The 25,310-nt window shown below is 71.7% G+C and carries 21 protein-coding genes; 5 read left to right on the forward strand and 16 right to left on the reverse strand.

Annotated features, from left to right (window positions below; translation table 11 throughout):
- Positions 1 to 82 precede the first annotated feature (82 nt).
- From J4G33_RS16130 to J4G33_RS16145, 4 genes are all read right to left on the reverse strand, one after another.
- Positions 83 to 1,735, reverse strand: a complete 1,653-nt coding sequence (locus tag J4G33_RS16130; RefSeq protein ID WP_208057030.1) for an ABC transporter substrate-binding protein — start codon at positions 1,733 to 1,735, stop codon at positions 83 to 85.
- A gap of 61 nt (positions 1,736 to 1,796) precedes the next feature.
- Positions 1,797 to 2,705 carry a carbohydrate ABC transporter permease gene (locus tag J4G33_RS16135; RefSeq protein WP_243759276.1) on the reverse strand — a complete coding sequence of 303 codons (909 nt, stop codon included), beginning with the start codon at positions 2,703 to 2,705 and terminating at the stop codon, positions 1,797 to 1,799.
- 47 nt (positions 2,706 to 2,752) lie between these two features.
- A complete protein-coding gene (locus J4G33_RS16140) occupies positions 2,753 to 3,772 on the reverse strand; it encodes an ABC transporter permease (protein WP_208057031.1) in 1,020 nt (339 codons plus the stop codon).
- The gene (locus tag J4G33_RS16145) at positions 3,769 to 6,162 is read right to left on the reverse strand and encodes a beta-xylosidase/alpha-l-arabinosidase (RefSeq protein WP_208057032.1); all 2,394 of its coding nucleotides are present in this window, start codon (positions 6,160 to 6,162) and stop codon (positions 3,769 to 3,771) included. Before J4G33_RS16145 ends, J4G33_RS16140 begins: the two co-directional genes overlap by 4 nt.
- Positions 6,163 to 6,437: 275 nt before the next feature.
- Here J4G33_RS16145 and J4G33_RS16150 point away from each other — a divergent pair, with 275 nt between their 5' ends.
- Together J4G33_RS16150 and J4G33_RS16155 are read left to right on the forward strand one after the other, a co-directional pair.
- Positions 6,438 to 7,460, forward strand: coding sequence for a LacI family DNA-binding transcriptional regulator (locus J4G33_RS16150; protein WP_208057033.1), 1,023 nt, complete (start codon positions 6,438 to 6,440; stop codon positions 7,458 to 7,460).
- Between the two features lie 41 nt (positions 7,461 to 7,501).
- A complete protein-coding gene (locus J4G33_RS16155; RefSeq protein ID WP_208057034.1) occupies positions 7,502 to 8,506 on the forward strand; it encodes an acetylxylan esterase in 1,005 nt (334 codons plus the stop codon).
- A 31-nt stretch (positions 8,507 to 8,537) separates the two neighbouring features.
- Here the strand turns inward: J4G33_RS16155 and J4G33_RS16160 are convergent, their stop codons facing one another.
- Both J4G33_RS16160 and J4G33_RS16165 read right to left on the reverse strand, forming a co-directional pair.
- The gene (locus tag J4G33_RS16160; RefSeq protein WP_208057035.1) at positions 8,538 to 9,509 is read right to left on the reverse strand and encodes an aldo/keto reductase; all 972 of its coding nucleotides are present in this window, start codon (positions 9,507 to 9,509) and stop codon (positions 8,538 to 8,540) included.
- A 64-nt stretch (positions 9,510 to 9,573) separates the two neighbouring features.
- Entirely contained in the window at positions 9,574 to 10,605 is a 1,032-nt protein-coding gene (locus tag J4G33_RS16165) for a DNA-3-methyladenine glycosylase family protein (RefSeq protein WP_307793969.1), read from the reverse strand.
- A 46-nt stretch (positions 10,606 to 10,651) separates the two neighbouring features.
- On the opposite strand from J4G33_RS16165, the gene J4G33_RS16170 reads away from it, so the two are divergent.
- On the forward strand, positions 10,652 to 11,116 hold the full coding sequence (locus J4G33_RS16170) for a tRNA (cytidine(34)-2'-O)-methyltransferase (protein ID WP_307793970.1): 465 nt from the start codon (positions 10,652 to 10,654) through the stop codon (positions 11,114 to 11,116).
- A 15-nt stretch (positions 11,117 to 11,131) separates the two neighbouring features.
- On the opposite strand, the gene J4G33_RS16175 is transcribed toward J4G33_RS16170, so the two are convergent.
- From J4G33_RS16175 to J4G33_RS16210, 8 genes are all read right to left on the reverse strand, one after another.
- Positions 11,132 to 12,277 (reverse strand): serine hydrolase domain-containing protein, encoded by a 1,146-nt coding sequence (locus J4G33_RS16175; protein ID WP_208057037.1) that lies wholly within the window; start codon positions 12,275 to 12,277, stop codon positions 11,132 to 11,134.
- Between the two features lie 137 nt (positions 12,278 to 12,414).
- The gene (locus tag J4G33_RS16180; protein ID WP_208057038.1) at positions 12,415 to 14,070 is read right to left on the reverse strand and encodes a catalase; all 1,656 of its coding nucleotides are present in this window, start codon (positions 14,068 to 14,070) and stop codon (positions 12,415 to 12,417) included.
- A gap of 99 nt (positions 14,071 to 14,169) precedes the next feature.
- A complete protein-coding gene (locus J4G33_RS16185; protein ID WP_208057039.1) occupies positions 14,170 to 14,691 on the reverse strand; it encodes a Fur family transcriptional regulator in 522 nt (173 codons plus the stop codon).
- A 103-nt stretch (positions 14,692 to 14,794) separates the two neighbouring features.
- A complete protein-coding gene (locus tag J4G33_RS16190) occupies positions 14,795 to 16,060 on the reverse strand; it encodes an MFS transporter (RefSeq protein WP_208057040.1) in 1,266 nt (421 codons plus the stop codon).
- On the reverse strand, positions 16,057 to 16,701 hold the full coding sequence (locus tag J4G33_RS16195; RefSeq protein ID WP_208057041.1) for a cysteine hydrolase family protein: 645 nt from the start codon (positions 16,699 to 16,701) through the stop codon (positions 16,057 to 16,059). The genes J4G33_RS16190 and J4G33_RS16195 overlap by 4 nt, the downstream gene beginning before the upstream one ends.
- A gap of 92 nt (positions 16,702 to 16,793) precedes the next feature.
- On the reverse strand, positions 16,794 to 17,834 hold the full coding sequence (locus tag J4G33_RS16200; RefSeq protein ID WP_208057042.1) for an ABC transporter substrate-binding protein: 1,041 nt from the start codon (positions 17,832 to 17,834) through the stop codon (positions 16,794 to 16,796).
- Between the two features lie 131 nt (positions 17,835 to 17,965).
- A complete protein-coding gene (locus J4G33_RS16205; protein WP_208057043.1) occupies positions 17,966 to 18,853 on the reverse strand; it encodes an ABC transporter permease in 888 nt (295 codons plus the stop codon).
- Complete coding sequence (locus J4G33_RS16210) at positions 18,853 to 19,722, reverse strand: ABC transporter ATP-binding protein (RefSeq protein ID WP_208057044.1); 870 nt, start codon at positions 19,720 to 19,722, stop codon at positions 18,853 to 18,855. Before J4G33_RS16210 ends, J4G33_RS16205 begins: the two co-directional genes overlap by 1 nt.
- A gap of 208 nt (positions 19,723 to 19,930) precedes the next feature.
- On the opposite strand from J4G33_RS16210, the gene J4G33_RS16215 reads away from it, so the two are divergent.
- Entirely contained in the window at positions 19,931 to 20,623 is a 693-nt protein-coding gene (locus tag J4G33_RS16215) for a GntR family transcriptional regulator (protein WP_208057045.1), read from the forward strand.
- Positions 20,624 to 20,766: 143 nt separating this feature from the next.
- Here J4G33_RS16215 and J4G33_RS16220 read toward each other — a convergent pair whose 3' ends face one another.
- Positions 20,767 to 23,316, reverse strand: coding sequence for an ATP-dependent Clp protease ATP-binding subunit (locus tag J4G33_RS16220; RefSeq protein WP_208057046.1), 2,550 nt, complete (start codon positions 23,314 to 23,316; stop codon positions 20,767 to 20,769).
- 161 nt (positions 23,317 to 23,477) lie between these two features.
- Between J4G33_RS16220 and J4G33_RS16225 the strand changes: the two genes are divergently transcribed.
- Positions 23,478 to 24,377 (forward strand): Cof-type HAD-IIB family hydrolase, encoded by a 900-nt coding sequence (locus J4G33_RS16225; protein WP_372435073.1) that lies wholly within the window; start codon positions 23,478 to 23,480, stop codon positions 24,375 to 24,377.
- Here the strand turns inward: J4G33_RS16225 and J4G33_RS16230 are convergent.
- Positions 24,355 to 25,305 carry an alpha/beta fold hydrolase gene (locus J4G33_RS16230; RefSeq protein WP_208057048.1) on the reverse strand — a complete coding sequence of 317 codons (951 nt, stop codon included), beginning with the start codon at positions 25,303 to 25,305 and terminating at the stop codon, positions 24,355 to 24,357. The two genes, J4G33_RS16225 and J4G33_RS16230, sit on opposite strands and share 23 nt — an antisense overlap.
- Positions 25,306 to 25,310: the final 5 nt, after the last annotated feature.

Genomic DNA, 25,310 nt, shown 5'->3' on the forward strand with positions numbered 1-25,310 from the left:
CCCCCGGCCGGGCCGCGGGGGGGGGGGGGGGGGCCGCGGGCGGCCGGGCGGGGGGGGGGGCGCGGCCGGGCCCCGGGCGTCCTCAGGCGTTGTCTTCCTGGAACCGCTCGTGGGCGGCGTTCATGATGTCCACGAAGGCCTGCATGTTCTGGCCCTCGAGCTCGGAGACGTACGCGTCCCACTCGGACAGGTCACGCTGGCCGGTGATGAAGGCCAGGGTGTTCTGCGTGACGTAGTCCGCGAGGGCCGTCTGGTAGAGGCTGGCCTGCTCGCGCTCGATCTCGTCGAGCGGGGCCGGCGGGTCGAGCGGTGCCTGCTCCTTGCTCGACATGGCCTCCTGCCACTCGACCTCCTCCTCGCTGATGTGCGTGCGCACCAGGTCGGTGGTCGAGCCGTGAGCCAGCGAGAAGACGCCGTTGAAGAACCCGTAGTCGGTCTGCAGGTTGGTGGTGCCCTCGGGGTTCTGGCCCAGGAAGTCGACGTCGTCGGCCAGCACGCGGGTGCCGTCGGCATCCCGCTCGAAGGTCTCGCCCTCGACGCCCCAGCGGGCGAACTCGAGGCCCTCGTCGGAGTAGAACAGCCAGTCCAGGAACTGCAGGGTCGCGACGAAGTTCTCCTTCTCCGCGGCCCCCGAGGAGATCATGAAGCCGTTCTCGATCCGCAGGCCGCCCATGACGTCCCCCGCGGGCCCCTCGGGCGCGCGGATCTTCATGAGCTCGTAGGTGCCCTCACCGAGGGTCTCGTCCATGCTGGTCCGGTGGCCGATGAGCTCCTGGGAGTTCGTCGTGATCGCGAAGGACTGCTCGTTGATGAGCTTGGCGATGGCCTGGTCGTCGTCCTGGGTGAAGCTCTCGGGGTCGAGCAGCCCGTCCTCGACGAGCCCGGTGAAGTACTCCACCAGGTCGCGGTACTCGTCCGTCGCCCCGGCGTACACGTACTCACCGGCGTCGTGGTCGAAGACCGTGCCGTCCCCGTAGCCCCAGCCCGCGACGGTCCCGAAGGAGGCCGAGGCGAAGTTCATCAGAGCCTGCCCCTCCCACCGGTCGGACATCGCGTACTGCGTGCCCTCGTGGTCCTTGACTGCCGCGAGGGTGTCGGCGAACTCGTCCCAGGTCTGCGGCTCCTCGAGGCCCAGCTCGTCGAGGACGTCGGTCCGCATCCCGATCGTGTAGTCGTAGCGCAGCTCCTCGTACACCCCGGGCAGCAGGTAGTACTTGCCGTCCTCCTGGCGCAGGGTGTCGATCTCCTCCTCCAGGCCCCACTGCTCGACCCGGTCCTGGTAGTGCGGCATGAGCTCGACGTAGTCGCTGATCGGCAGGATCGCGCCCGAGGCGACGAACTGCGCCTCCTGCCCCGGATAGGTCACCGAGATGACGTCGGGGGCGTCACCTGCGCCGATGAGGACGCTCTTGCGCTGGTCCCAGTCCGACAGCGGCGCGGTCGTCAGGTCGAAGGTGACGTTGTTGGTCTCGGCGAGGTGCTCGAAGAAGAGCCACTGCTCGTCGAGCGGGTAGTTCGGGTGGTCGCGGTAGAGCACCTCGATCTCGATCGGCTCCGTCGCGACGAAGGTGTCGCCGACGCCGAACTCCTCCATCGCGCCCACGTCGCGGCCGTCGAGCTCCTCAGCATCGGGGCCGTCGACCGGCCCGTCGTCCTCGCTCGTGCACGCCACGAGGCCGAGGGCGAGAACTCCGGCGGTCGCACCTCCGACGAGGCGCCTGCGTGTGGTGGTCATGACTGTCCCTTCCGTCGAGCATCAGTGGTCGTAGCAGGGAGTGCAGGTCGTGGCTCCTCGATCACCCCTTCACCGACCCGAGCATCACGCCCGAGACGAAGTACTTCTGGATGAAGGGGTAGAGGCAGATGATCGGCAGGACGGTCAGCACCATCGTCACCGACTGGATGTTGGAGGCGACCTGCGTCATGCCGTCCGAGGAGCCGCCGGCCACCGAGGTGGCCGTCGTCGCCCCCGCGATGAGGTTCCGCAGGTAGACCGTGACCGGGTACAGGCGGGCGTCGTCGAGGTACAGGAACGCCTGGAACCACGAGTTCCAGAAGGACACCGCGTAGAAGAGCACCATCGTCGCGATGACGGCCTTGCTGAGCGGCAGCACGATCCGCAGCAGCGTCCGGTAGGTCCCCAGGCCGTCGATCGCGGCGGCCTCCTCGAGCTCGTCAGGCATGTTCTCGAAGAAGGCCTTCATGACGAGCAGGTTGAACACGCTGATGGCGTTCGGGATGACGATCGCCCAGATCGTGTTGGTGAACCCGATCGCGTTGATGAGGACGTAGTTGGGGATCAGGCCGCCGTTGAAGAACATCGTGAAGACCGCGACCATGATGAAGAAGTTGCGTCCCCGCAGGTTCTTCTTCGAGATCGCGTAGGCGTAGGTCGTGGTGAGGACCATCGCGATCGTGGTCGCCACCACCGTGTAGACGACCGTGTTCCGGTAGTTGATCCAGAACATGTTGTCCGCCATGACGGTCCGGTACGTCTCGACGTTGAACCCCCGCGGGACGAGGTTGACCTGCCCCGCGTTGATGAACCCCTCGCTGCTGAAGGACTGCGCGATGATGTTCGCGAAGGGGTACAGGGTGATCGCCATGACCCCGGTGAGCACCAGCACGTTGATGACGGTGAACACCTTGTAGCCGCGGCTGTCCTTGACGGTCGTGGGCGTGGGCCGCTCGAGCCGGCGGGCCAGCCTGGTCGGGTCCGGGGCGCCGGCCTGGTCCTTGAGTGCGCTGTCGGTCACCACAGGCTCGTCCCCACTAGTCGTCGCGAGATCGCGTTCGCGGACAGGATCAGCGTCAGCCCGATGAGGGACTCGAAGAGCCCGATGGCCGTCGCATAGCTGAAGTTGCTCGAGAGGATCCCCACGCGGTACAGGTACGTCGAGATGACGTCGGCCGTCGGGTACGTGAGCGGGTTGTAGAGCAGCAGGACCTTCTCGAAGCCGACGGCCATGAAGGTGCCGATGTTGAGCACGAGCAGGGTGACCATGGTCGGCCGGATGCCCGGCAGCGTGATGTGCCAGGTCTGCTTCCAGCGGTTCGCCCCGTCGATGCGGGAGGCCTCGTAGAGCTGCTGGTCGATCGTCGTCAGGGCAGCCAGGTAGAGGATGGTTCCCCAGCCGACGGTCTGCCACACCTCGGAGCTGATGTAGATGGTGCGGAACCAGTCGGCCCGCTGCATGAAGTTGACCGCGTCACCGCCCACGGCCGTGATGACCTGGTTGATCGTCCCCTGCACGGAGAAGATCTGGAACACCATGCCCGCGACGATCACGATCGACATGAAGTGCGGCAGGTAGCTGATGGTCTGCACGAGCCGCTTGAACCAGATCCGCCGGACCTCGTTGAGCAGCAGGGCCAGGATGATCGGCAGCGGGAACACGATGAGCAGCCCGAGCGCCCCGAGGATCAGTGTGTTCTGGAAGACCTCCCAGAACTTGGCGTCGTTGATGAAGAGCTCGACGTAGCGCAGCCCCACCCACTCGTCACCGAAGATGGAGCTCCCCGGCCGGAACCGCCGGAAGGCGATGACGTTCCCGGCCATCGGCATGTACCGGAAGATCAGCAGGAAGATCAGCGGCAGCACCAGCAGCGAGTACAGCTGCCAGTCGCGCCGCAGGGTCTTGCGCCAGCTGCGCTGGGGGTAGGCGCCCCGGGAGGTCCGGGCGATCGCGACGGCGGCCGCTCCGTCGGAGAGGGTGCCGGTCGCCTGCCCTCCCGCGGGGGAGGAGGCCTCGAGGTTCTGCGGGGTGCTCATGCCGACGCCCCGCCCCGGGCAAGCAGCGCGGGCTCGTCGTGGCTGGGCTCGTCGTGGGCGTGGACCTCGACCCGGGTGGAGGCCCTGACGTGCCCGACCGCCCGCTCGGCTCCGACCATCTCCAGGGTCACGACCTCCTCGACCTGCTCGCTCGACCGCGCCACGCGCAGCTCGACCACCCCGGGCTCGACCACCCGTCGGCCGCGCAGCCCGGTGAAGGAGGCGACGTCGGCCGGGACGGTGAAGCGGACCCGCGCCGCCGCCCCGGGCTCGAGCTCGACGCGGGCGAAGCCCACCAGCCGCACCACCGGCTGGACGACCTGGGCCGCGACGTCGTGCAGGTAGAGCTGGACGACCTCGGCCCCGGCACGGTCCCCCGTGTTGCGCACCGTCACCTCGACGGTGGCCTCACCGTCGACCGCCCACCGGTCTGAGCCCGCGACGCTGCCCTCGCCGTGGACCTCCGACCAGGCGAAGGAGGTGTAGCCGAGACCGTGACCGAAGGGGTAGAGCGGGGTCGGGTCCACCTTCGAGACGCCGCTGCGCCGCGCGAGCGGGGCCGCGATGTAGGTGCCGGGCTGGCCCGAGACCTCGCGCGGGAGGCTGACCGGCAGCCGCCCCGAGGGGTTGATCTGCCCGGTGAGGATCTCGGCGACCGCCTGGCCGCCCCGCTGCCCGGGGAAGAACCCCTGCACCACCGCCGCGGACCTCTCGGCCAGGTCCCCCAGGGCGTAGGGCCGTCCCGTGAGCAGGACGAGGACCACCGGGGTCCCGGCGTCGAGCACCGCGCGGACCAGGTCCTCCTGGACACCGGGCAGTCGCAGGTCGGTCGCGTCGCACCCCTCCCCCGAGGTCCCGCGTCCGAAGAGGCCCGCCTGGTCCCCCACCACGACGACAGCGACCTCGGCCGCGCGGGCCGCGGAGACGGCCTCCTCGATGCCGGACCGGTCGTCCCCGGTGATCGCGCAGCCCCGGACGTGGTCCGCGGTGGCATCGTCACCGGCGTGGAGCTCGACGAGCTGCCCGAGGACCGAGGGGATGTCGATGCCCATCGCGTGGTCCGGGTGGCGCACCCCGACATGGGCCGGGAAGGAGTAGCACCCGAGCATGCCCATCGGGTCGTCCGCGAGGGGGCCGAGGACGGCCAGGCGTGCCCCGGGCCGCAGCGGCAGGGTCCCGTCGTTCTCGACCAGGACGACGGCGCGTCGCGCGATCTCCAGGGCGACCGTCTGCCGCTCGACGTCGTCGAGCCGGGCGTCAGCGGCCCCGTCGGGCACGGGCTCCCAGCCGGCGTCCAGGAGGCCGAGCTCGCCCTTCTGGGTCAGGACCCGGCGCAGCGCGCGGTCGACGAGCTCGAGCGGGACGCGCCCCTCCTCGACCCCCGTGCGGAGGAACCCTCCGTAGGCGTGCACGCTGGGCAGCTCCACGTCGACCCCCGCCCGCAGGGCCAGGTGCGCGGCCTGCTCGAGGTCGGCGGCGACGGCGTGCAGGGTGTGGAGGAAGGCCACGCCGTAGTAGTCGGCGACCACCGTGCCCGCGAATCCCCACTCCTCGCGCAGCAGCTCGGTCAGGAGGCGCTCGTCGGCCGCCGCCGGGACCCCGTCGACGTCGGCGTAGGAGTGCATGACCGAGCGGGCCCCACCCTCACGCAGGGCCGCCTCGAAGGGCGGCAGGATCACGTCTGCCATCTCGCGCGGGCCCATCGGGACGGGGGCGAGGTTGCGGCCTGCCCGGGAGGCCGAGTAGCCGGCGAAGTGCTTGAGGGTCGCGACGACCCCTGCCCCCTCGAGGCCGCGGACGTAGGCCGCGCCGATGGTCCCCACCAGGTGGGGGTCCTCGCCGATGGTCTCCTCGGTGCGCCCCCACCGGTAGTCGCGGGTCACGTCGAGCACGGGGGCCAGGCCCTGGTGCACGCCCACGGACCGCATGGACTCCCCGATCTGACGGGCCATCTGCTCCACCAGGCCGGGGGAGAACGACGCCCCCCAGGAGAGGGGCACGGGGTAGGCCGTGGCCTGCCAGGCCGCGAAGCCGGCGAGGCACTCGTCGTGCACCTGGGCCGGGATGCCGAACCGGCTCGCGGCGACGACCTGACGCTGGGAGCGGGCGAGGGACTCCGCACCGAGCACCGGGTCGACCGGGGCGGTGCCGAAGGGGCGGGTCAGCTGGCCGAGGCCGTGGCGGATGACCTGGTCCCAGGCGGGGACCTGACCGGTCATGTCCCCCTGGTGCGGAGCGACGTCACCTCCCTCGGCGTCGGCGCCGACCCACAGCCCCACCAGCTGGGCGAGCTTCTCGTCGAGGGTCATCGCGGACACCAGGTACTCGACCCGGTCGGCGAGGGACCGCGACGGGTCCTGCCCGGGGTGCGAGGGGGGTCGAGCGGTCATCTGCGTCCTCCGCCACATCGTTGTGTCGCAACTATCGACATCTGTGTCGACAACTTCGACCGACCGTAAGCCGCTCGATGACTGCCGTCAAGCCCTCGGATTCCGCTTTCCCGCGACTTGATGGTGAGCCAGGTCACGCGCAGCAGAGGTTCGGGCAGCAGGATCTCGCCGCGGGGCCCTCCGCGCTGCTACCGTGATCGGCAGAACTTTCGACGTAGTTTCGACGAGACGGTCTGCTCGTCGCCCTGCCGTCGCCCACCGAGTGAGGACCGTGCATGCCCGCAGCCACCCGGACGACCATCGCCGGCATCGCCGCCGAGGTGGGCGTCTCCGTGCCTACTGTCTCCAAGGTCCTCAACGGCCGACCCGACGTCGCCCCGGCGACCCGTGCCCTGGTCGAGGAGAGCATCGCCCGCCACGGCTACCAGCGCCGCGAGGCCAAGGGGAAGCGCCGCTCCGCGCCGCGTCTCGTCGAGCTCGTCTTCCACGAGTACGGCGCGCCCTGGGCGGTCGAGATCATCCGCGGGGTCGAGGCCGTCGCGGGCCCGGCCCGCGTGGGCGTGGTGCTGTCCGAGCTCGGCGGTGAGCACCGCCCCCGCCAGGAGTGGCTCGACGACGTCCTCGCCCGTCGACCCCTGGGCGTCATCCTCGTGCTGTCCGACCTCGGCGCGGAGCAACGACGCCAGCTCGAGACGCGCTCGATCCCGTTCGTCGTCGTCGACACCGCCGGCGAGCCGCCCCCCGGGGTGCCGACCGTCGGCTCGGCCAACTGGAACGGCGGCCTCGTCGCCACGCGGCACCTGCTGGGGCTCGGGCACCGCCGGGTCGCGGTCATCTCCGGGCCCTCGGACGTGATGTGCAGCCGCGCGCGCATCGACGGGTACCGCAGCGCCTTCGACGAGGCCGGGGTGCCCTTCGACCCCGAGCTGGTCCGGTACGGCGACTTCTTCGTCGGCGGCGGGTACCGGCACGGACGCGAGCTGCTCACCCGCCCCGACCGCCCCACCGCGATCTTCGCAGGCAGCGACTTCCAGGCCCTCGGCGTGCTCCGCGCCGCCCGCGAGCTGGGCCTGCGCGTCCCCGAGGACCTCTCGGTCGTCGGCTACGACGACCTGCCCATGACCGAGTGGATCGGCCCCGCGCTCACCACCGTGCGCCAGCCCCTGCTCGAGATGGCCAGCACCGCGACCCGCATCGTGCTGAGCCTGGCCGAGGGCGAGCAGCCCTCCAACCTGCGGATCGACCTGGCCACCGAGCTCATCGTGCGCGAGAGCACGTCGGCTCCCCCCTCCATCTGACCGGCGCCCGGCGGCGCTCACCCCTCACGCGACGGAGCATGATGGCCCTCTTCGACCTGCCCCTCGACCAGCTCGAGCAGTACCGGCCTCCGGTCGAGGAGCCCGACGACCTCGACGCCTTCTGGGCCCGGCACCTCGACGCTGGACGGACGCGGCCCGTGCTGCTCGCGGCCGAGCGGGTGGACACTGCCCTGACCGGGGTCGAGACCTGGGACGTGACCTTCGCCGGGGACGCCGGCCATCCGATCAAGGCCTGGTTCACCCGCCCCGCCGGCACCGACGACGTCGTGCTGCCCGCAGTGGTCGAGTACCTGGGCTACGGGCGAGGGCGGGGCTTCCCGCAGGAGCGCCTCACCTGGGCGACGGCGGGGTACGCGCACCTCCTCATGGATACCCGTGGCCAGGGCGGCCAGCACGGCTCGGGCGGCTCGACCCCGGACCCCGTGGGCTCCGCGCCGAGTGCGCCGGGCTTCCTCACCCGTGACGTGCACGACCCCGAGACGTACTACTACCGACGTCTCGTCATCGACGCGGTACGGGCCGTGGATGCGGTGCGGGCCCTGCCAGGGGTCGACCGCGAGCGGGTCAGCGTGGTGGGCAACAGCCAGGGCGGCGGGCTGGCCCTGGCCGTCTCGGGCCTGGTGCCTGACCTCGCCGCCGTCGTGGCGAGCGCGCCCTTCCTGTGCCACGTGCGCCGAGCCCTGGCGATCACCGACGCCGAGCCCTACGCCGAGCTCACGCAGCACCTCGCGGTGCACCGCGAGGCCGAGGAGCAGGCCCTGCGCACCGTGGCCTACGTGGACGGCATGCACCTGGTGCGGCGGGCACGAGCAGACGTCCTCGTCGCGACGGGGCTGCGCGACACGGTCTGCCCACCGTCGACCGTCTTCGCCGCGTACAACCACTACGGAGACCTGGCTCGGGACGCCGGCGAGGCCGGGCCAGACCGTGAGATCGCCGTCTACCCCTACAACCACCACGAGGGCGGCGAGGGATTCCACCTCGACCGTCAGCTGCGGTGGCTCCGGGCGCGGGTCCTGGGCTGATCACGGCGGGCCCGGCGGGCTCGGCGACCTCTCAGCCCAGCCGTGACTCGATCCACAGCTCCTCGGGCGGGACGAGGGCCTCGAGCTCGGGCCACAGGCCCTCAGGCAGCCGGCTGGTCGCGGCCTCGACCGTGACCCCGACCCGCTCGGGGCGGCTCATCCCGACCACGGTGGTGTCGACCCGCTCGTCGCGGACCGAGAACTGCAGGGCCGCCGTCGCGAGGTCGGTCCCGTGGGCGGCGCACACCTCGCGCATCGCCTCGACCGTCCTGAGCAGAGGCTCGGGGGCGGGGCGGTAGGCGTAGGTGCTGCGCTCGCCCGGGGCCCCGGCGAGCAGCCCACCGCCGTAGACCGCCGCGTTCATGATGCCCATGCCGCGCTCGGCAGCCGCGGCCACCAGGGCACCAGCGCTCCGGTCGACGAGGGTCCAGCGGTTGTGGACCAGCAGCACGTCGAAGACGTCGAGCTCGAGGTAGCGCGTGATCTCCGCGACCCGGCCCCCCGCGAGGCCCACGGACTCGATGGTCCCCTCCTCGCGCATGGCGAGCAGGGCCTCGAGGGCGCCTCCCGTGCCGGTGACCTCGCCGAACTCGAAGTGGTCCGGGTCGTGCAGGTGCACCAGGGGCAGGCTGTCCAGGCTCAGCCGCTCGAGGCTCTCCTCGAGGGAGGCGCGCACCCGGTCCCCCGAGAAGTCGCGGTCTCGCGGGTCGACCTTGCTGATCACGAGCTGTCCCGGGCCTAGGCCGCCCGCGGCACGCAGGGCCTCACCGATGCGCCGTTCGCTCCACCCGTCGGCGTACCCGTTCGAGGTGTCGATCGTGATGATGGGGCTGTCCAGCACGGCGCGGATCGTCGCGACGTCGCGAGGGCCGCTGCCCGGGTCCTCCCCCGTCGCGGTGCCTCGGCCGACCGCGCTGGTCCCTGCGGTCACTGCCGAGACGACCAGGCCGGTCCCCCCGAGCTCGCGGTTCCACCCGGGCACGGGCTCCTGCTGCTGTGCCATGTGCGACCTCCTCGACGAAGGTCGCCAGCCTAGGCGGCGAGGGCTGCGGCTGCAGAAGAGCAGATCAGGCAGCTGCCTGCCAGAGGTGCATCGCCGCGTACGACCGCCAGGGCGCCCAGGTGGCGGCGCGGTCGGCGAGGGCCCGGTGCCCGGGCCCCCTCGGCAGGTCGCGCGGGATCGCCCCGACGGCCTGCGCCCCCGCGAGGAGGGCGACGTCGCCCAGGAGCCACGCGTCCGGGTCACCGAGCACTCGCATGGCGACGTAGGAGGCGGTCCACGGCCCGATCCCGCGACGCTCGACGAGCCTGGCCCGCAGGGCACCGGGGTCTGGGGACGCCGCAGGGTCGGACGCCGCCGCGGTCTCGGAGCCCCCCGCGCGGGCGGGACCGCCTCCGGCAGCGAGGTCCAGGCTGCCGTCCGCGAGCGCCCCGCAGGTCGCGACCAGGGACCGCACCCCCTGCCCGGGCAGCCGCAGCGGTCGGTCGGGGTCGAGGGGTTCGCCCGGGACGGGCGCCGGGACAGCCCGGACGATCTGCGCGGCGGTCGGGAAGAGCCTGTCCAGGCCCGGGATCTGCGAGGCGTGACGGGAGCCCGCCTCCGTGGTCAGGCGGGCGAGGTGCGTGGTCGCGGCGGCCACCGAGATCTGCTGACCGACCATGGCCCGGACGAGGATCTCGTGGGCGTCCACGGCCCCGGGCACCCGGATCCCCCGGGTGCGCTCGACGAGCGGGGCGAGCACCGGGTCCGCGGCGAGCGCGGTGTCGACGGTGACCGGGTCCGCGTCGAGGTCCAGCAGGTGACGTACCCGGGCCACGGCCGGGTCGAGGTCCGCGGCTGAGGTGAGCTCGAGGTCCACGTGCACCTGCCAGCTGCCCGCCGCGGGGCTCGCGACCAGGTCGATCGTCCCCGGACCGTGCGGGAGGACGAGGGTGCGCGCGTACCGCAGGCGGTCGCCGGTCAGGTCCGCGTGCTCGACGCCCGCGACGGCGCGCGCCGCGAGGAACCCGAAGACCCCGGGGGCGTCGAAGGGCTGCTGCACGGGCAGGTCGACCCCGCGGCTCACCGGGGCGCGGGTCGGGACGGTGCTGGGGCTCACCTGGCCATCATCACGGCTGCCGCCGCTCGGGTGGCAGGATCGTCGGGTGCTGCACCTCATGTTCTTCGAGCCTCGGATCGCCGGGAACACCGGATCCGCGATCCGCACCTCGGCGGCGACCGGTGCGGCCCTGCACCTGGTCGAGCCGCTGGGCTTCGACCTGTCCGAGCCCAAGCTGCGCCGGGCCGGTCTGGACTACCACGACCTCGCCCACGTCGTCGTGCACGCAGACCTCGCCGCGGCCCTCGACGCCCTGCCGACCTCGCGGGTCCTGGCCTTCACCACGGCCGCGACCACCCGCTACACCGACGTCACCTATCGGCCCGACGACGTGCTGCTCTTCGGACCAGAGCCCACCGGCTTGCCCGCCGAGGTGCTCGACCACCCCCGCGTGACGGACCAGGTGCGCATCCCGATGCTGCCCGGGCGCCGGTCCCTCAACCTCTCCAACACCGCCGCCATCGCCGTGTACGAGGCCTGGCGGCAGATGGGGTTCGACGGCGGGGCCTGACCTCGCCGGCGGGCCCTAGGAGGCAGGCGACGTCGTCACGATCTCGTCGAGCAGGCTGATCGGGCCCCAGGCCGCGTCCTCGCTGCTGGCGACCACCGCGAGGGTCACGTCCTGGGCGGGGTAGTACCGCAGGATCGCGCTCGACCCCGTGTTGATGCCGTCCTTGTAGATCGAGCGCACCGACCCCTGCGCGGTGACCTCGACCTCGAGCCCCCAGGCGTGGTGCACCTCGGTCGTGGCCCCCGGGCCCGGCTCGGGCTCGCTCACCGCATGGTGCAGCACCTGCGGGGTGAGGAACCCCGCGGTGAGCTCGGGAGGCAGGAGCTCGCCCCGGCGCACCGCGGTGAGGAAACGGACCAGGTCCGCCGCGGTGCAGTGCGCGCCGCCGTCGGGGGAGCCGATCGGGGGATAGCTGAAGATGTTCTGCCGCCAGGAGACGATCACGCTGCCCTCGGGATCCGCCTCGTCCTCGGGGTCGGCGCGCACCGGCTCCCAGCCCTCGGCGACGTCGGGCTCGGAGTCACGCCTGTCGAAGAAGCCGGAGCGATCCATCCCGGACCGGGCGAACACGTCGGTGCGGACCACGTCACGGTAGGTCCGTCCCGTGACCCGCTCGAGGGCCAGGCCGAGCAGCACGTACCCGACGTTGCAGTAGCGGCACCCCTCCCCGGGCGCGAAGTTCGGCTCCTTGTGCACGAACTGCGGCAGGAAGTCCGCCGTCTCCGTGACCGCGTAGACGGGCTTGTCGACCCACAGGGCCTCGTAGGACTCCCCGGCCTCCTCGTCGGCGTCGTCCCCGATGCCCGAGGTGTGCGTCAGCAGGTGACGCAGCGTGACCGCGGGGCTGATCGTGGTGCCCGCGAGGTCGACGTAGCTGTGGATGGACTCGTCCAGCCCCAACCGGCCCAGCCCGACCTGCTGCAGGACGGCGACCGCCGTGAACAGCTTGGTCACCGAGGCGACGTCGAACCGGGTCGAGGTGCGGACCGGAACCTCCCAGCGACGGCTCGCCCGGCCGTGGGCTGTCGAGAGCAGCACCTCGCCGCCCTGCGCGAGGTCGCCCCGCACGACGTGCACCACCCCCGAGAAGAGATCCTGGGAGGCGAGCTCCTCGAGCCGGTCGGGGACCGCGCTGAGGCCGTCGGCGAGAGGGCTGGTCATGGTGAGGCTCCTGGTCCGGGGGAGGGCTGGACGACCACCGGAGCCTAGGAGGAGCGCCCGCGGGACGTCAGCCTCAATACGTGCCGAGGCCCGGACCCCCGCGTGCGGGGCCCGGGCCTCGGGTGGTGCGGAGGGGGTCAGCCCTCGGCGAGGGCCACGCGCGTGTTCGGCACGCAGTGCGTCATGACGAGTCCGCTGACGTCGCGCGGGCCGTTCTTGCCGAGGTTGGCGAGGCGGTCGAGCTCCTCCTCGTTCAGAGTCTGGCTGGCGAGCGGCGGCAGGTCACGCACGTCGTCGGCGGTGATGCCCAGGCCCTCGCCCACGCGGGCGCCGAGCTCGTCGTCGCACAGCAGGAAGTGCCAGACCATGCGCTGCTGGACCTCGGGGATCGCCTCGCTGATGAGGGTCACGAGGTTGCCGACCAGGTCGTCCTTCTCCCACTGCTCCATGAGCTGGTAGCGCTGGCCGGCCTGGGTGTAGTCGTTGGTCCGCGGCAGACGGGCACGGGTCAGACGACCGACGAGGTCAGGGCCCTGCTCGTCCTTGGTCGGGTAGTCGGCCTCACGCAGGCCACCGGTGATCGACGGCTCGTAGTTGACGTGCGGGTTCTCCCCCGCGCCGTCCACGTGGTACGTCATCTGCCCGTCGCGCTGGTTGGTGCGCACGTCGGCGTTCTTGGCCTGGTTGACCGGCAGCTGCAGGTAGTTCGGGCCCACCCGGTAGCGCTGGGTGTCGGAGTAGCTGAACGTGCGACCCACGAGCATCTTGTCGTCGGAGAAGTCCAGCCCGTCGACCAGCACACCGGTCCCGAAGGAGAGCTGCTCGTTCTCGGCGAAGAAGTTGCTCACGTTCCGGTTGAGCACCATCTTCCCGACGGTCTTGGGCGGGAACTCGTTCTCGGGCCACACCTTGGTGTCGTCGAGCGGGTCGAAGTCCAGCTCGGGGTGCTCGTCGTCGCTCATCAGCTGCACCCGCAGCTCCCACTCGGGGTACTCGCCGCGCTCGATGGCCTCGTAGAGGTCCTTCGAGGCGTGCCCCAGGTCACCGCCCTGGATGACGGCGGCATCGGCCTCGGTCAGGCTCTCGACCCCTGCGGTGGGGATCCAGTGGTACTTCACCAGGTGGGTCACGCCCTCGGCGTTGACCCACTTGTAGGTGTTGACGCCGAAGCCCTGCTGGGTCCGGTAGTTGGCCGGGATGCCGCGCGGGGAGAACAGGTTGACCAGCATGTGCATCGACTCGGGGGTCTGGGACATGAAGTCGAAGATCCGCGCGGGCTCCTGGCGGAAGGTCACCGGGTCCGGCTTGAGGGAGTGGATGACGTCGGGGAACTTGATCGCGTCACGGATGAAGAAGACACCCAGGTTGTTGCCGACCAGGTCCCAGTTGCCGTCCTCGGTGTAGAACTTGACCGCGAAGCCGCGCGGGTCGCGCGCCGCCTCGGAGGAGTCCCGGCCGCCGATCACGGTGGAGAACCGGATCGCGAGGTCGGTGCGCTTGCCCGCCTCGGCGAAGAGCTTGGCGCGGGTGTACCTCGCGATGGGCTCGTCGCCCCACTGCCCGGTCGCCTCGAAGTAGCCGAAGGCCACCGCGCCACGGGCGTGGACCACCCGCTCGGGGATCCGCTCACGGTCGAAGTGGCTGATCTTCTCGAGGAACTGGTAGTTCTCCAGCGTCGCGGGGCCGCGGGCCCCGACGGTGCGCTGGTTCTGGTTGTCGTGGACCGGGTGGCCCTGGCGGGTGGTCAGGACGGGGCGGTCGTCGCCCTCGGGGTGGTGCGTCGCGTCGGTCATGGTGTCCTCTCGGTCGGGGTCGGACGGTGTCTGTCGGCGCGTGCTGATGGATGCTGGGTGGGGGCTGGAGGTGCTCGGTGAGTGCCGAGGGGTGCAGGGTCAGTGCAAGGGGGCGACGGCGCCGACGGGCCCGCGCCGTGGGCGGCCCGAGGTCGCGAGGTCGGCCTGGTCCTGCTGCTCGGGGCGTCCCGCGGCCGCGGCGGCGCAGCCCGCGCACAGGCCCCAGAAGATGACCTCGGCCTCGTCGACCACGAAGCCGAGGTCGTCCGAGGGCGTCAGGCAGGGCGCGGAGCCGTGCGTGCAGTCGACGTCGGCCGTGGCCCCGCAGGACCGGCACACCAGGTGGTGGTGGTTGTCCCCCACGCGGGACTCGTAGAGGGCAGGGTGCCCCGCGGGCTCGATCCGCCGGACGAGGGCGGCGCCACCCAGGGCGTCGAGGCAGTCGTAGATCGCCTGGGTCGAGACCGCACCGATCTGCCCCCGGACCTGCTCGGCGACCTCGGCGGCGGTGAGGTGGCGACCCGCGAGCCGGGCTGCCTCGAGGGCGCCGTAGACCGCGACGCGCGGGCTCGTGACGCGCAGCCCTGCGGCGCGGAGCCGGGTGGGGACGTCGTCTGCCATCGACCCATGCTGGCACGTCTTCTGGGATCGGTCGACTTCAGGAGCAGATCCAGGCTGCCTGCGCTGGTCGCGAGGAGCCGCTGGCGGGCCACCACGTCCCGCGTCAGCCAGCGCCGACCCGTTCGACCTCCGGGGCCCGGGACCGTGCCCGGTCCTGCCGGACCAGGGTCACCACGCTCACCGTGCTGACCGCGAGCACCAGGCCGCCGACGAGCACGAAGGAGCCGGTCAGGGAGAGCACCACGGCCGAGGCGCCGAAGACCGCAGGGTTGGCGAACTGGGCCGCGCGGTTCGCCGTCGAGCGCAGTCCCGAGGCCAGCCCTCGCTGGTCCTCCGGGGTGTGGTCGGCCATCAGCGCCAGGGTCAGCGGCTGGGCGAAGCCGAGGGCGAACCCGTTGACCACCGCGAGCACGCCGAGCATCGCGACGTCCCCGGGGAAGAGCACGACTGCGACCACCGAGGTCGTGCTGATCACCAGCACCAGACCGACCATGACCTGCGGTCGCAGGTGGACCATCGCGAGCGGGAAGAAGGGCCGGGAGGCGAAGCTCGCCGCCGCGGCGACGCTCAGCAGCACGCCGATCTGCCAGGTCGAGACCCCCGCGCCGGAGAACAGCAGCGGGTGGTACGCGGTCCGGATGTCGAGGACCACGAGGGCCGTGAAGCTCACGACCACCGTGACGGCCACCGTGGGGTTGCGCATCAGGGCCATGGCGTCCGGGAAGGCTCGGCGCAGCGCGGGCCGCGTCGTCGGGTCGGTGCCAGGAGCCCCGGCGGTCGCGCCAGACCCGGCGGGGGCCGCCCGCGGGACCGAGCGCACCGCGAGGGCCAGCAGGATGAGCAGGGCCGAGAGGCCCGTGTAGGCGCCGAAGGCGAGGGAGTAGCCCCCGGCCTCGGCCAGCAGGCCACCGAGGGCCGGCCCGATGGCCTGGCCCGCGGCGAGGAAGAGGGAGAAGGTCGCCAGGCGGGCGTTGCGCACCCGGGGCGGCTCGTCCTCCCCCCGGGAGAGGGTCGCGACGGTCTGCAGCGAGACCCACACCGCGAGGGTGCCCACCCCGATCAGCGCCTGGCTGACCATCACCCCGGCGAGCCCTGCGGGGACGAAGAGCACCCCACCCCCGAGGGTCATCACCGCACCACCGCCGACGAGCAGGGTGCGGACCCCCCACCGGTCGGTCATCGCCCCCAGGGGGATGGCCAGGAGGGTCGGCAGGACGGCGAAGGACGCCAGCGCCAGGCTGGCCTCCGTCGCCGTCCCGCCGTCGTCGAGCACGTAGGGGCCGATCAGGGGCCGGAGCATGGTGTGCGCCGACCAGTAGAGGACCCCCAGGACCGCCAGCAGGGCGGTCTGCGAGGTACCCCTCGTCACGCGACCTTGGACAGTGCCGACCATGTCGAGCTGATCTCCTTGCTGCTCGCCACCACGCCGAAGTACGTCTCCACGGTCTCGACCGTGGTGCGGTGGTGCTCGGCCTCGTAGCTGGCCGCGCAGTCCTCGACGAGGGTCACGTGGTAGTCGAGGAACAGCCCGTCGCGCAGGGTCGACTCGACGCACACGTTGGTCGCGACGCCGGTGAACATCAGCGACTCGATGCCCGCCACCCGCAGCACGAGGTCCAGGTCCGTCCCGGCGAAGGCCGAGTAACGGTGCTTGATGACCACGGGCTCCCCGGGCGCCGGGGCGACCTGGTAGAACTCCGCGCCCCAGCTGCCGGTGTAGCAGGTCGAGACCGCGGGCGGTGCGCCGGCCTCGGGGTCGCCCCGGCGGGCCAGCCAGGCCGGGGAGTCGGTCAGCTCGTCGTGGGTGGTCTGGATGAAGACCACCATGACGCCGGCCGCACGTGCGTCCTCGATGAGGGCCTGGAGGCGGGGCACCATCTCGACCGCGGCCGAGGTGTCCGAGCCGCGCTGGCCGCAGACCCCTTCCGGGTCGCAGAAGTCGTTCTGGACGTCGACCACCACGAGGGCGGCGCGGCCCGGGGCGAAGCGGGTGGGTGAGTAGGAGGGCATGGGCAGGTCCTTTCGTCGGGTGCTGCTGGGAGAGCTGCTGGACTGGGTGCTGCTGGGTGCGTCGTGCGGGGATGCTGCTCGCGCCAGGACCGTCAGGGAGCGCTCGAGACGAACTGGTTGTCGGCGATCTGGTCGAAGCTCTGCGGCGTCCCCGAGTCGTCGAGGATGTTCCCCGAGCGGGCCACCTCGAGGGCCGTCTCGACGGCCTCCTCGGTCAGGTGGGTGCCGCCCCACAGCTCGTCGGCATAGGCGCGGGCCAGGGTCGAGTCGATGACCTCGGGGTCCATGGTCGGGAACTCGACAGCGGTGAGCTCGGCGGCGTACTCGGGGTCGCTCTCGATGAGCTCCTGGCCCTGCTCGAGGGCCGTGACGAAGGCCTGCACCAGGTCGGGGTCGTTCTCGACGGTCTCGCGCGGCACGACGATCGAGGAGTACGCGTACGGCCCGAGGAGCTGCAGCGGGTTGAGGAAGGGCTCGCCCCACAGGCCTTCGGCCATCCCCAGGCCCAGCTGGGGCTCGGCGACGACGGCGACATCCGCCTGGCCCTGTGCGATGACCGAGGGGATCGCGCTCGAGTCCTCGACCTCGATGAGCGTGACGTCGCTCTCCGGGTCCAGCCCCTCGAGGGCCAGGATGTGCCGCAGGATCGCGTTCGGGGTACCGCCGTAGCGGCCGCCCACGATGGTCTTGCCGGTCAGGTACTCACCGATGTCCTCGCCCTCGGCGGGCTCGGTGCCCTCGGCGGCGACCACGTAGACGTTGCCGCGGTTTACGACGTTGGCGATGGTCACCAAATCGGCGCCCTTGACGTTGGCCACGGCCCCCGACTCGGGCCCGCCGATGAACCCGAAGGTCTCCCCGGCGAGGGTCGCGTTGACGTGGCCGCCGCCGGTCAGCGTCGTGACCTCGACCTCGAGGCCCTCCTCGGCGAAGAAGCCCTCGGCCTGGGCCGCATACAGGGGCAGGTAGCCGACGCCGTGCACGGGCTCGGCGACGGTGATGGTCGTCATCTCGGTCGAGGCGGCCTCGGCCGCGGGCTCGGCGGTGCCCGGATCGGCGTCGGCCGCACCACCGCACGCGGCGAGGGTGAGGGCCGAGACCGTGGCCAGGGCCAGGAGGGAGGTCTTCTTCACGGGAGGTGTCCTTCGTGGGTGGGGACGGGGGGACGGCATGCAGGGGTGCAGGCGTGCAGGGTCAGGACGACGGCGGGTGCCGTCGTCGGGAGGGGACGGGGAAGGCGCGGGCGGGCTGTCGAGCGATCGGGCTACCGGGTGTGTGTGATGTTGGAGAGCAGGCGCTTCTCGAACCAGGAGACGACGAGGTAGAGGGCCATCGACAGCGCGGCCAGGGTGAACACGCCGACCCAGATCAGGGCGATGTCGTACGTGGACCCGGCGTACTGGATCATCCGGCCGAGGCCGGCGTTGGACCCGATGTACTCCCCGACGATCGCGCCGGTCAGGGCCAGGCCGATCGCGACCCGCAGGCTCGAGGCCACCCACGGGAGTATCGAGGGGACCACCACCTTGACGAAGACCTGCCAGCGCGACGCCCCGAGGGAGTACATGAGGGTGGTCAGGTCCTTGTCGACCGCCTTGACCGCCGAGTAGGTGTTGAGGATCTGGATGACGATCACCAGGGCGGTGGCCATCGCGACCTTGGAGGTCATGCCCAGTCCCAGCACGAGCACGACGATGGGGGCGAGGGCGAGCTTGGGCATCGCCTCGAAGGCGATGACGAGGGGCTCGGCGGTCAGCGCGTAGGCCCGCGACCACCAGAAGGACAGCCCGATCGCCACACCTCCCAGCACCCCGATGATGAACCCGAGCACGGTCGAGGTGAAGGTGAACCGGGCGTTGGCCAGGATGTCCCCCGACCGGAAGGCGATCACCCCGGTCTCCCAGATGCTCGAGGGCTGGCTCCAGAAGAACGGGTCCACCAGGCCCGCGCGGACGCCGAGCTCCCACCCGACGAGGGCGATGACCACGACACCCAGGCGCAGGGCCGCGACGACCCAGCCGCGCGGCTCCTTCTCCGACCGGCGGCGTCGCATCGGTGGGGTGGTGGTCCGGCGCAGGGTCGCGAGCTCCTGGAGACTGCCCTCCGAGGTGGGCTGCCCCTCGGCGGTCGGCGGCTTGACGAGGGTAGCCATCAGGCCACCGTCCCTTCCTGGGAGCTGAGACTGCTGGTGGTGTGGGTGGTGTGGGTGGTGTGGGCCCCGTTGAGCAGCTCCCGGGCGTCAGCCTTGAGCGCGACGAACTCGGGGCTCGTGACCACCGAGGGCTTGCGGGGCCGGGAGAGCGGGACCTCGAACTCGGCGATGATCCGCCCGGGCCGGGCGGACATGACGAAGACCCGGTCGGAGAGGTAGATCGCCTCGTCGATGTCGTGGGTCACGAACAGGACGGTCTTGTGGAAGTCGTCCCACAGGTCGAGGAGCCACTCCTGCATCTGCTCGCGGGTCTGGGCGTCGAGGGCTCCGAAGGGCTCGTCGAGCAGGATGATGTCGCGGTTGAACAGGATGGTGCGGAGCAGGGCGACCCGCTGCTTCATCCCGCCCGAGAGCTGGTGGGGGTAGCGGTTCTCGAAGCCAGCGAGGCCGTACGTGGTGAGCAGGGGCCGGGCGATCGCCTGGGCGGCCTTCTTGCGGACGCCACTGATCTCGAGGCCCAGGACGACGTTCTCGACCACGGTGCGCCACGGCAGCAGCAGGTCCTTCTGCAGCATGTAGCCGACGAGCCCCTGCTGGCCCGCACGGTCCACGCCGTCGATCACGATGCGCCCGCTGCTCGGGGCGTCGAGCCCCGCGATGAGGTTGAACAGGGTGCTCTTGCCGCACCCGCTCGGCCCGATGAGGGAGATGAACTCCCCCGGTCGGACGCTGAGGTTGGCGTCGACGAGGGCGTCGACGGTGCCCCCCTCGGGGTTCGGGAAGCTGCGGTGGACCTGGTCGATCACCAGCTGCGGGGGTGCCGCCGAGGTGTCGACGTCAGGGCGAGGACTCGTCAGGGTGGATGCCACGGCCATCTCCTCGGTGGGTTCTATAATCTATAGAGCATGTCTACGGGGAGGCCGTTTCTCGCGCATGTGTCGTGTGTAAAGAGGGTGTAACGCGTCACGGGAGACCGGCCGGCGACCTGCAGGCGTCGTCGCGCCGACCCTGTCCCGTGGCACGATGACGGATCGGAGACCTGGCGCCGGGGCGCGGTCGAGGGACGAGGAGCGGCGAGTGCCGGGACACAGAGCGCAGGACGGCCGACCGGCCCGCACCACCCACGAGTGGGTGCGCACACGCCTCCGGTCGGCGATCTTCGCCGGGGACTACCCACCCGGGTCCAAGCTGGTCCAGACCGAGATCGCCGAGCAGCTCGGCATCAGCGTCACCCCGGTGCGAGAGGCGATGCGCGACCTCATCAACGAGGGCCTCGTCGACTTCGACCCGCACCGCGCCGCGACCGTGCGGCGCATCGACATCGCCGACGCGATCGAGGTCAACGAGCTGCGCCTCGTCCTCGAGCCGCTCGCCGTCCGCCAGGCCGCCGAGCACATCACCCCCGAGGAGCTCGACCACCTGCGCGACCTCGAAACGGTCATGGAGGCCACCGAGACCCACCAGGACTGGCTCGAGGCGAACCGCGAGTTCCACCTCGCCGTCATCGAGGCCGCGCGCGCGCCGCGCCTGGCGGGGATCCTCACCCACCTGCGGCAGATCAGCAGCTACTACCTCGCGGCCTTCGCCCGGGTGGGCGGCGTCGACCACGCCAAGAGCGCCCGCGAGCACCGGGACCTCATCGCCGCCCTCGCCGAGGGGGACGGGGACCGCGCCTCCGCGATCATGGCCAACCACCTGGCCCAGACCGACCAGCTCACCGCGGGCCTCAGCGCCTCGACCCCGACGGCGGGGGCCGACCAGGCGGGGTAGGCAGCGCCTGGAGCAGCACGTGCCTGGAGGCGGTGCGCGCCGCAGGCCCTGGGGACGACGAAGCGCCCGGGGCCGGTGGTCTCCCACCTGCCCCGGGCGCTCCCGGTGCTCAGCCCCACCCGGTCAGGGTGGGGGTCCTGCGCTCAGTCCTCGCTCGACCCGTCGTCGGTCGTGGTGAGCGGCGGCATGGCCGACACCGCGACGCCGACCGGCTCGCCACCCTCGCCCTCGGCGGGGGCGTCCTTGCCGATGCCCCGGAAGATGAACTCCCCGAGCAGGCCCTCGCCCTCGGCGTCGACCTGGACGGTCTGACCGGTGCGGAGCTCGCCGAAGAGGATCTTCTCCGAGAGCTGGTCCTCGATCTCGCGCTGGATGGCGCGGCGCAGCGGCCGGGCCCCCAGCACGGGGTCGTACCCCTTGTCGGCGAGCAGCTGCTTGGCCGCGGGCGTGAGCTCGATGCCCATGCCCTTGTCCTTGAGCCGCGTCTCGAGCTTGGCGATCATCAGGTCGACGATCTGGATGATCTCGGTCTGCGTGAGCTGCGGGAACACGACCGTGTCGTCGACACGGTTGAGGAACTCGGGCCGGAAGTGCTGCTTGAGCTCGTCCCCGACCTTCGCCTTCATCCGCTCGTAGGAGGTCGACAGGTCGCCACCGGCCTGGAAGCCGGTCTGGACGCCCTTGGCGATGTCCCGCGTGCCGAGGTTCGTGGTCATGATGATCACGGTGTTCTTGAAGTCGACCACCCGGCCCTGCGAGTCGGTCAGGCGACCGTCCTCGAGGATCTGCAGCAGCGAGTTGAAGATGTCCGCGTGGGCCTTCTCGACCTCGTCGAAGAGGACCACCGAGAACGGACGACGACGCACCTTCTCGGTGAGCTGCCCGCCCTCGTCGTACCCGACGTACCCGGGGGGCGAGCCGAAGAGCCGCGAGACGGTGTGCTTCTCGGAGAACTCGCTCATGTCGAGCTGGATGAGCGCGTCCTCGTCACCGAAGAGGAACTCCGCGAGGGCCTTGGCGAGCTCGGTCTTCCCGACGCCCGTGGGGCCGGCGAAGATGAACGAGCCACCGGGGCGCTTCGGGTCCTTGAGCCCGGCCCGCGTGCGGCGGATGGCCTGCGAGAGCGCCTTGATGGCGTCCTCCTGGCCGACGACGCGCTTGTGCAGCTCGTCCTCCATGTGGAGCAGCCGGCTGGACTCCTCCTCGGTGAGCTTGAACACCGGGATGCCGGTGGACATCGCCAGCACCTCGGCGATGAGCTCCTCGTCGACCTCGGCGACCGTGTCCAGGTCGCCCGACTTCCAGGCCTTCTCCTTCTCGGCACGCTGGAGGCCGAGCTGCTTCTCGGTGTCCCGCAGCCGCGCGGCCTTCTCGAAGTCCTGCTCGTCGATCGCGGACTCCTTGTCGCGACGCGCCTCGGCGATCTGCTCGTCGAGGTCACGCAGCTCGGGCGGGGCCGTCATGCGACGGATCCGCAGGCGCGCGCCGGCCTCGTCGATCAGGTCGATCGCCTTGTCCGGCAGGAACCGGTCGTTGACGTAGCGGTCGGCCAGGGTGGCCGCCGCGATGAGGGCGCTGTCCGTGATGGACACGCGGTGGTGCGCCTCGTAGCGGTCCCGCAGGCCCTTGAGGATCTCGATGGCGTGCTTGAGGTTCGGCTCGGCCACCTGGATCGGCTGGAAGCGCCGCTCGAGGGCGGCGTCCTTCTCGACGTGCTTGCGGTACTCCTCGAGGGTGGTCGCCCCGATGGTCTGCAGCTCGCCGCGCGCCAGCATCGGCTTGAGGATGCTGGCGGCGTCGATCGCGCCCTCGGCGGCCCCGGCCCCGACGAGGGTGTGGATCTCGTCGATGAACAGGATGATGTCGCCGCGGGTGCGGATCTCCTTGAGGACCTTCTTGAGGCGCTCCTCGAAGTCACCGCGGTAGCGCGAGCCGGCCACGAGGGCACCCAGGTCGAGCGTGTAGAGCTGCTTGTCCTTGAGGGTCTCGGGCACGTCGCCGCGCACGATGTCCTGCGCGAGGCCCTCGACGACGGCGGTCTTGCCGACGCCGGGCTCCCCGATGAGGACCGGGTTGTTCTTGGTGCGGCGAGACAGGACCTGCATCACGCGCTCGATCTCCTGCGCGCGGCCGATCACCGGGTCGAGCTTGCCCTCGCGGGCCGCCTGGGTGAGGTTCCGGCCGAACTGGTCGAGCACGGCCGAGCCCGAGGGCTGACCCTCGGCCGGGCCGCCCGCCGCGACGGGCTCCTTGCCCTGGTAGCCCGAGAGCAGCTGGATGACCTGCTGGCGGACCCGGTTGAGGTCGGCTCCCAGCTTGTTCAGCACCTGGGCGGCCACGCCCTCGCCCTCGCGGATGAGGCCGAGGAGGATGTGCTCGGTGCCGATGTAGTTGTGGCCGAGCTGCAGCGCCTCGCGCAGGGACAGCTCGAGCACCTTCTTGGCGCGCGGGGTGAAGGGGATGTGACCCGAGGGGGCCTGCTGGCCCTCGCCGATGATCTCCTGGACCTGCTGGCGCACGGCGTCCAGGGAGATCCCGAGCGACTCGAGCGCCTTCGCTGCGACGCCCTCACCCTCGTGGATGAGCCCGAGCAGGATGTGCTCGGTCCCGATGTAGTTGTGGTTGAGCATCCGCGCCTCTTCTTGGGCGAGGACGACCACCCGGCGGGCCCGGTCGGTGAATCTCTCGAACATCTGCGCTCCTTGCGGGCGGCGTTCACCCTGCCTGGCGCAGGGTCTGGACGTCGTTCGTCAAGGCTAACCGCGGGTACCCCCCAGCACTGCCCGTGTTCGCCGCAGGCGTGATCCGATCGTGAGGTCACGGGGAGCCACGGGGAGAGGGGAGGATGGTCCGCGTGCCCGAGACGACTGCCCTGACCTCCGCCGAGCTTCCCGCCGGCCTCGACCCCGCAGCCCTCGACATCCGCCTCGTCGCGGTCGACATGGACGGGACCCTGCTCGACGCCGACCACCAGGTGCACCCGACCCTGTGGCCCCTGCTCGACGAGCTCGACCGACGCGGAGTGGTCTTCTGCCCCGCGAGCGGCCGCCAGCACGCGACCCTCGTCGAGCAGTTCGCCGGCCGGCCGCAGGAGCTCGCGTACATCGCCGAGAACGGCGCCTACGTCTCGCGGGACGGCGCCGAGCTCAGCTCGCGGGCCCTGGACCGGCCCCTCGTCGAGGAGGTCGTCGCGACGGTGCGGGAGCTCGCGGCGTCGGGCCCGGACGTGGGGGCCGTGGTCTGCGGCAAGCGCTCGGCCTACGTCGAGCGCGCCGACCGGCCGTTCCTCGACGAGGCCGAGCGGTACTACGCGCGGCTCACCGTGGTCGAGGACCTCCTCGCGGTCGAGGACGACGTGCTCAAGGTCGCCGTCTTCGACTTCGGCGCCGCGCACCGCACCACGGCCCCCGCCCTGCAGCGCTTCACCGCGACCCACCAGGTGGTGGTCTCGGGCCAGCACTGGACCGACGTCATGGACCGGCGCACCCACAAGGGCGCTGCGCTCGCGACGCTGCAGGAGGCGCTCGGCGTGACCCCGGCCCAGACCGTCGTCTTCGGCGACTACCTCAACGACGTGCAGATGATCGAGGCCGCCGACCTCTCCTTCGCGATGGCCAACGCCCACCCCGAGGTCCGCGAGCGCGCCCGCTACGAGGCTCCCGCCAACACCGAGAACGGCGTGGTCCGCACCCTCGCGGCGCTGCTCGGGATCCCGATGGCCGAGCTCGAGGCTAGGAGCCGGCCGGCCGGGTGAGGTGCTCGACGACGGCCGCGACCACGCCGTCGTCCGCGAGGATGCGCTGGTGGCCCAGGCCCGAGGTGGCCAGGAACCTGGCGTCGGGCCACGAGCCGGCGATGCGGGCGCCGACGGCGTACGGGGTCTCCTTGTCCTGACGGTCGTGGATGACCACGGGGTCGGGGAGGCCGCCGTCGGCCCCGAGCGGGCCGAGGTCGAAGCCCTCGACCGGGCGCTCGCAGAGCTCCTCGAGGCGGGCCTGGAGCCGGCTGCGGGTGCGCTCGGTCACGCCGATGGCCTGCGCGAACCCGTAGGAGATCCGCGCGAAGTCCTCGTTGGGGGCGATCAGCGCGAGACGCCCGACGGCGAGGTGCTCGCGCGCCACGACGACCGCCGCGGTGCACCCCATCGAGTGGGCGACCATGCCCGCGGCGGGCCCGAAGGCCCGACCGACCGCGGCGAGACCCTCGACGGCGTCGAGCACGTTGCCCTGGCCCGGGCCCATGAGCCCCGGCTCAGACTCCCCGTGGCCGGGGGCGTCGAAGGCCACGACCCGGTACCCGGCCGCGACCAGAGGGGCGACGAAGGCGCCCAGCTGACCGCGCCAGCCACCCCAGCCGTGCACGAGGTAGATCACCGGGCCCTCGCCCCAGCTCTCCACGACGAGCTCGGCCCCGCGCTCGGTCCGGACGCGGTCGATCTGCCCGGGGTGGGGGCGGAAGTCCTTGCGACGGCCGGGGTTGCCGGGCGGGGTGCACCACAGGCGGACGGCCCGCTCGGCCGCGAGGTCCGGGGCGAGCCGGTCGAGGACCGCGAAGGTGGCCCGGAGGGCGTGGGCCCGCGCCCCCCGGACCTGGGGGGCCACCGGGGCGGCCAGGGCGGGGTCGACGCCGGCGCTGGGGGCGGCGGGGGCTGTGGTCTCGGTCGGAGCCGGGATCGGGGGCATGGGGA

The organism is Actinotalea soli (genome assembly GCF_017565425.1).
Taxonomy (GTDB): Bacteria; Actinomycetota; Actinomycetes; order Actinomycetales; family Cellulomonadaceae; genus Actinotalea; species Actinotalea soli.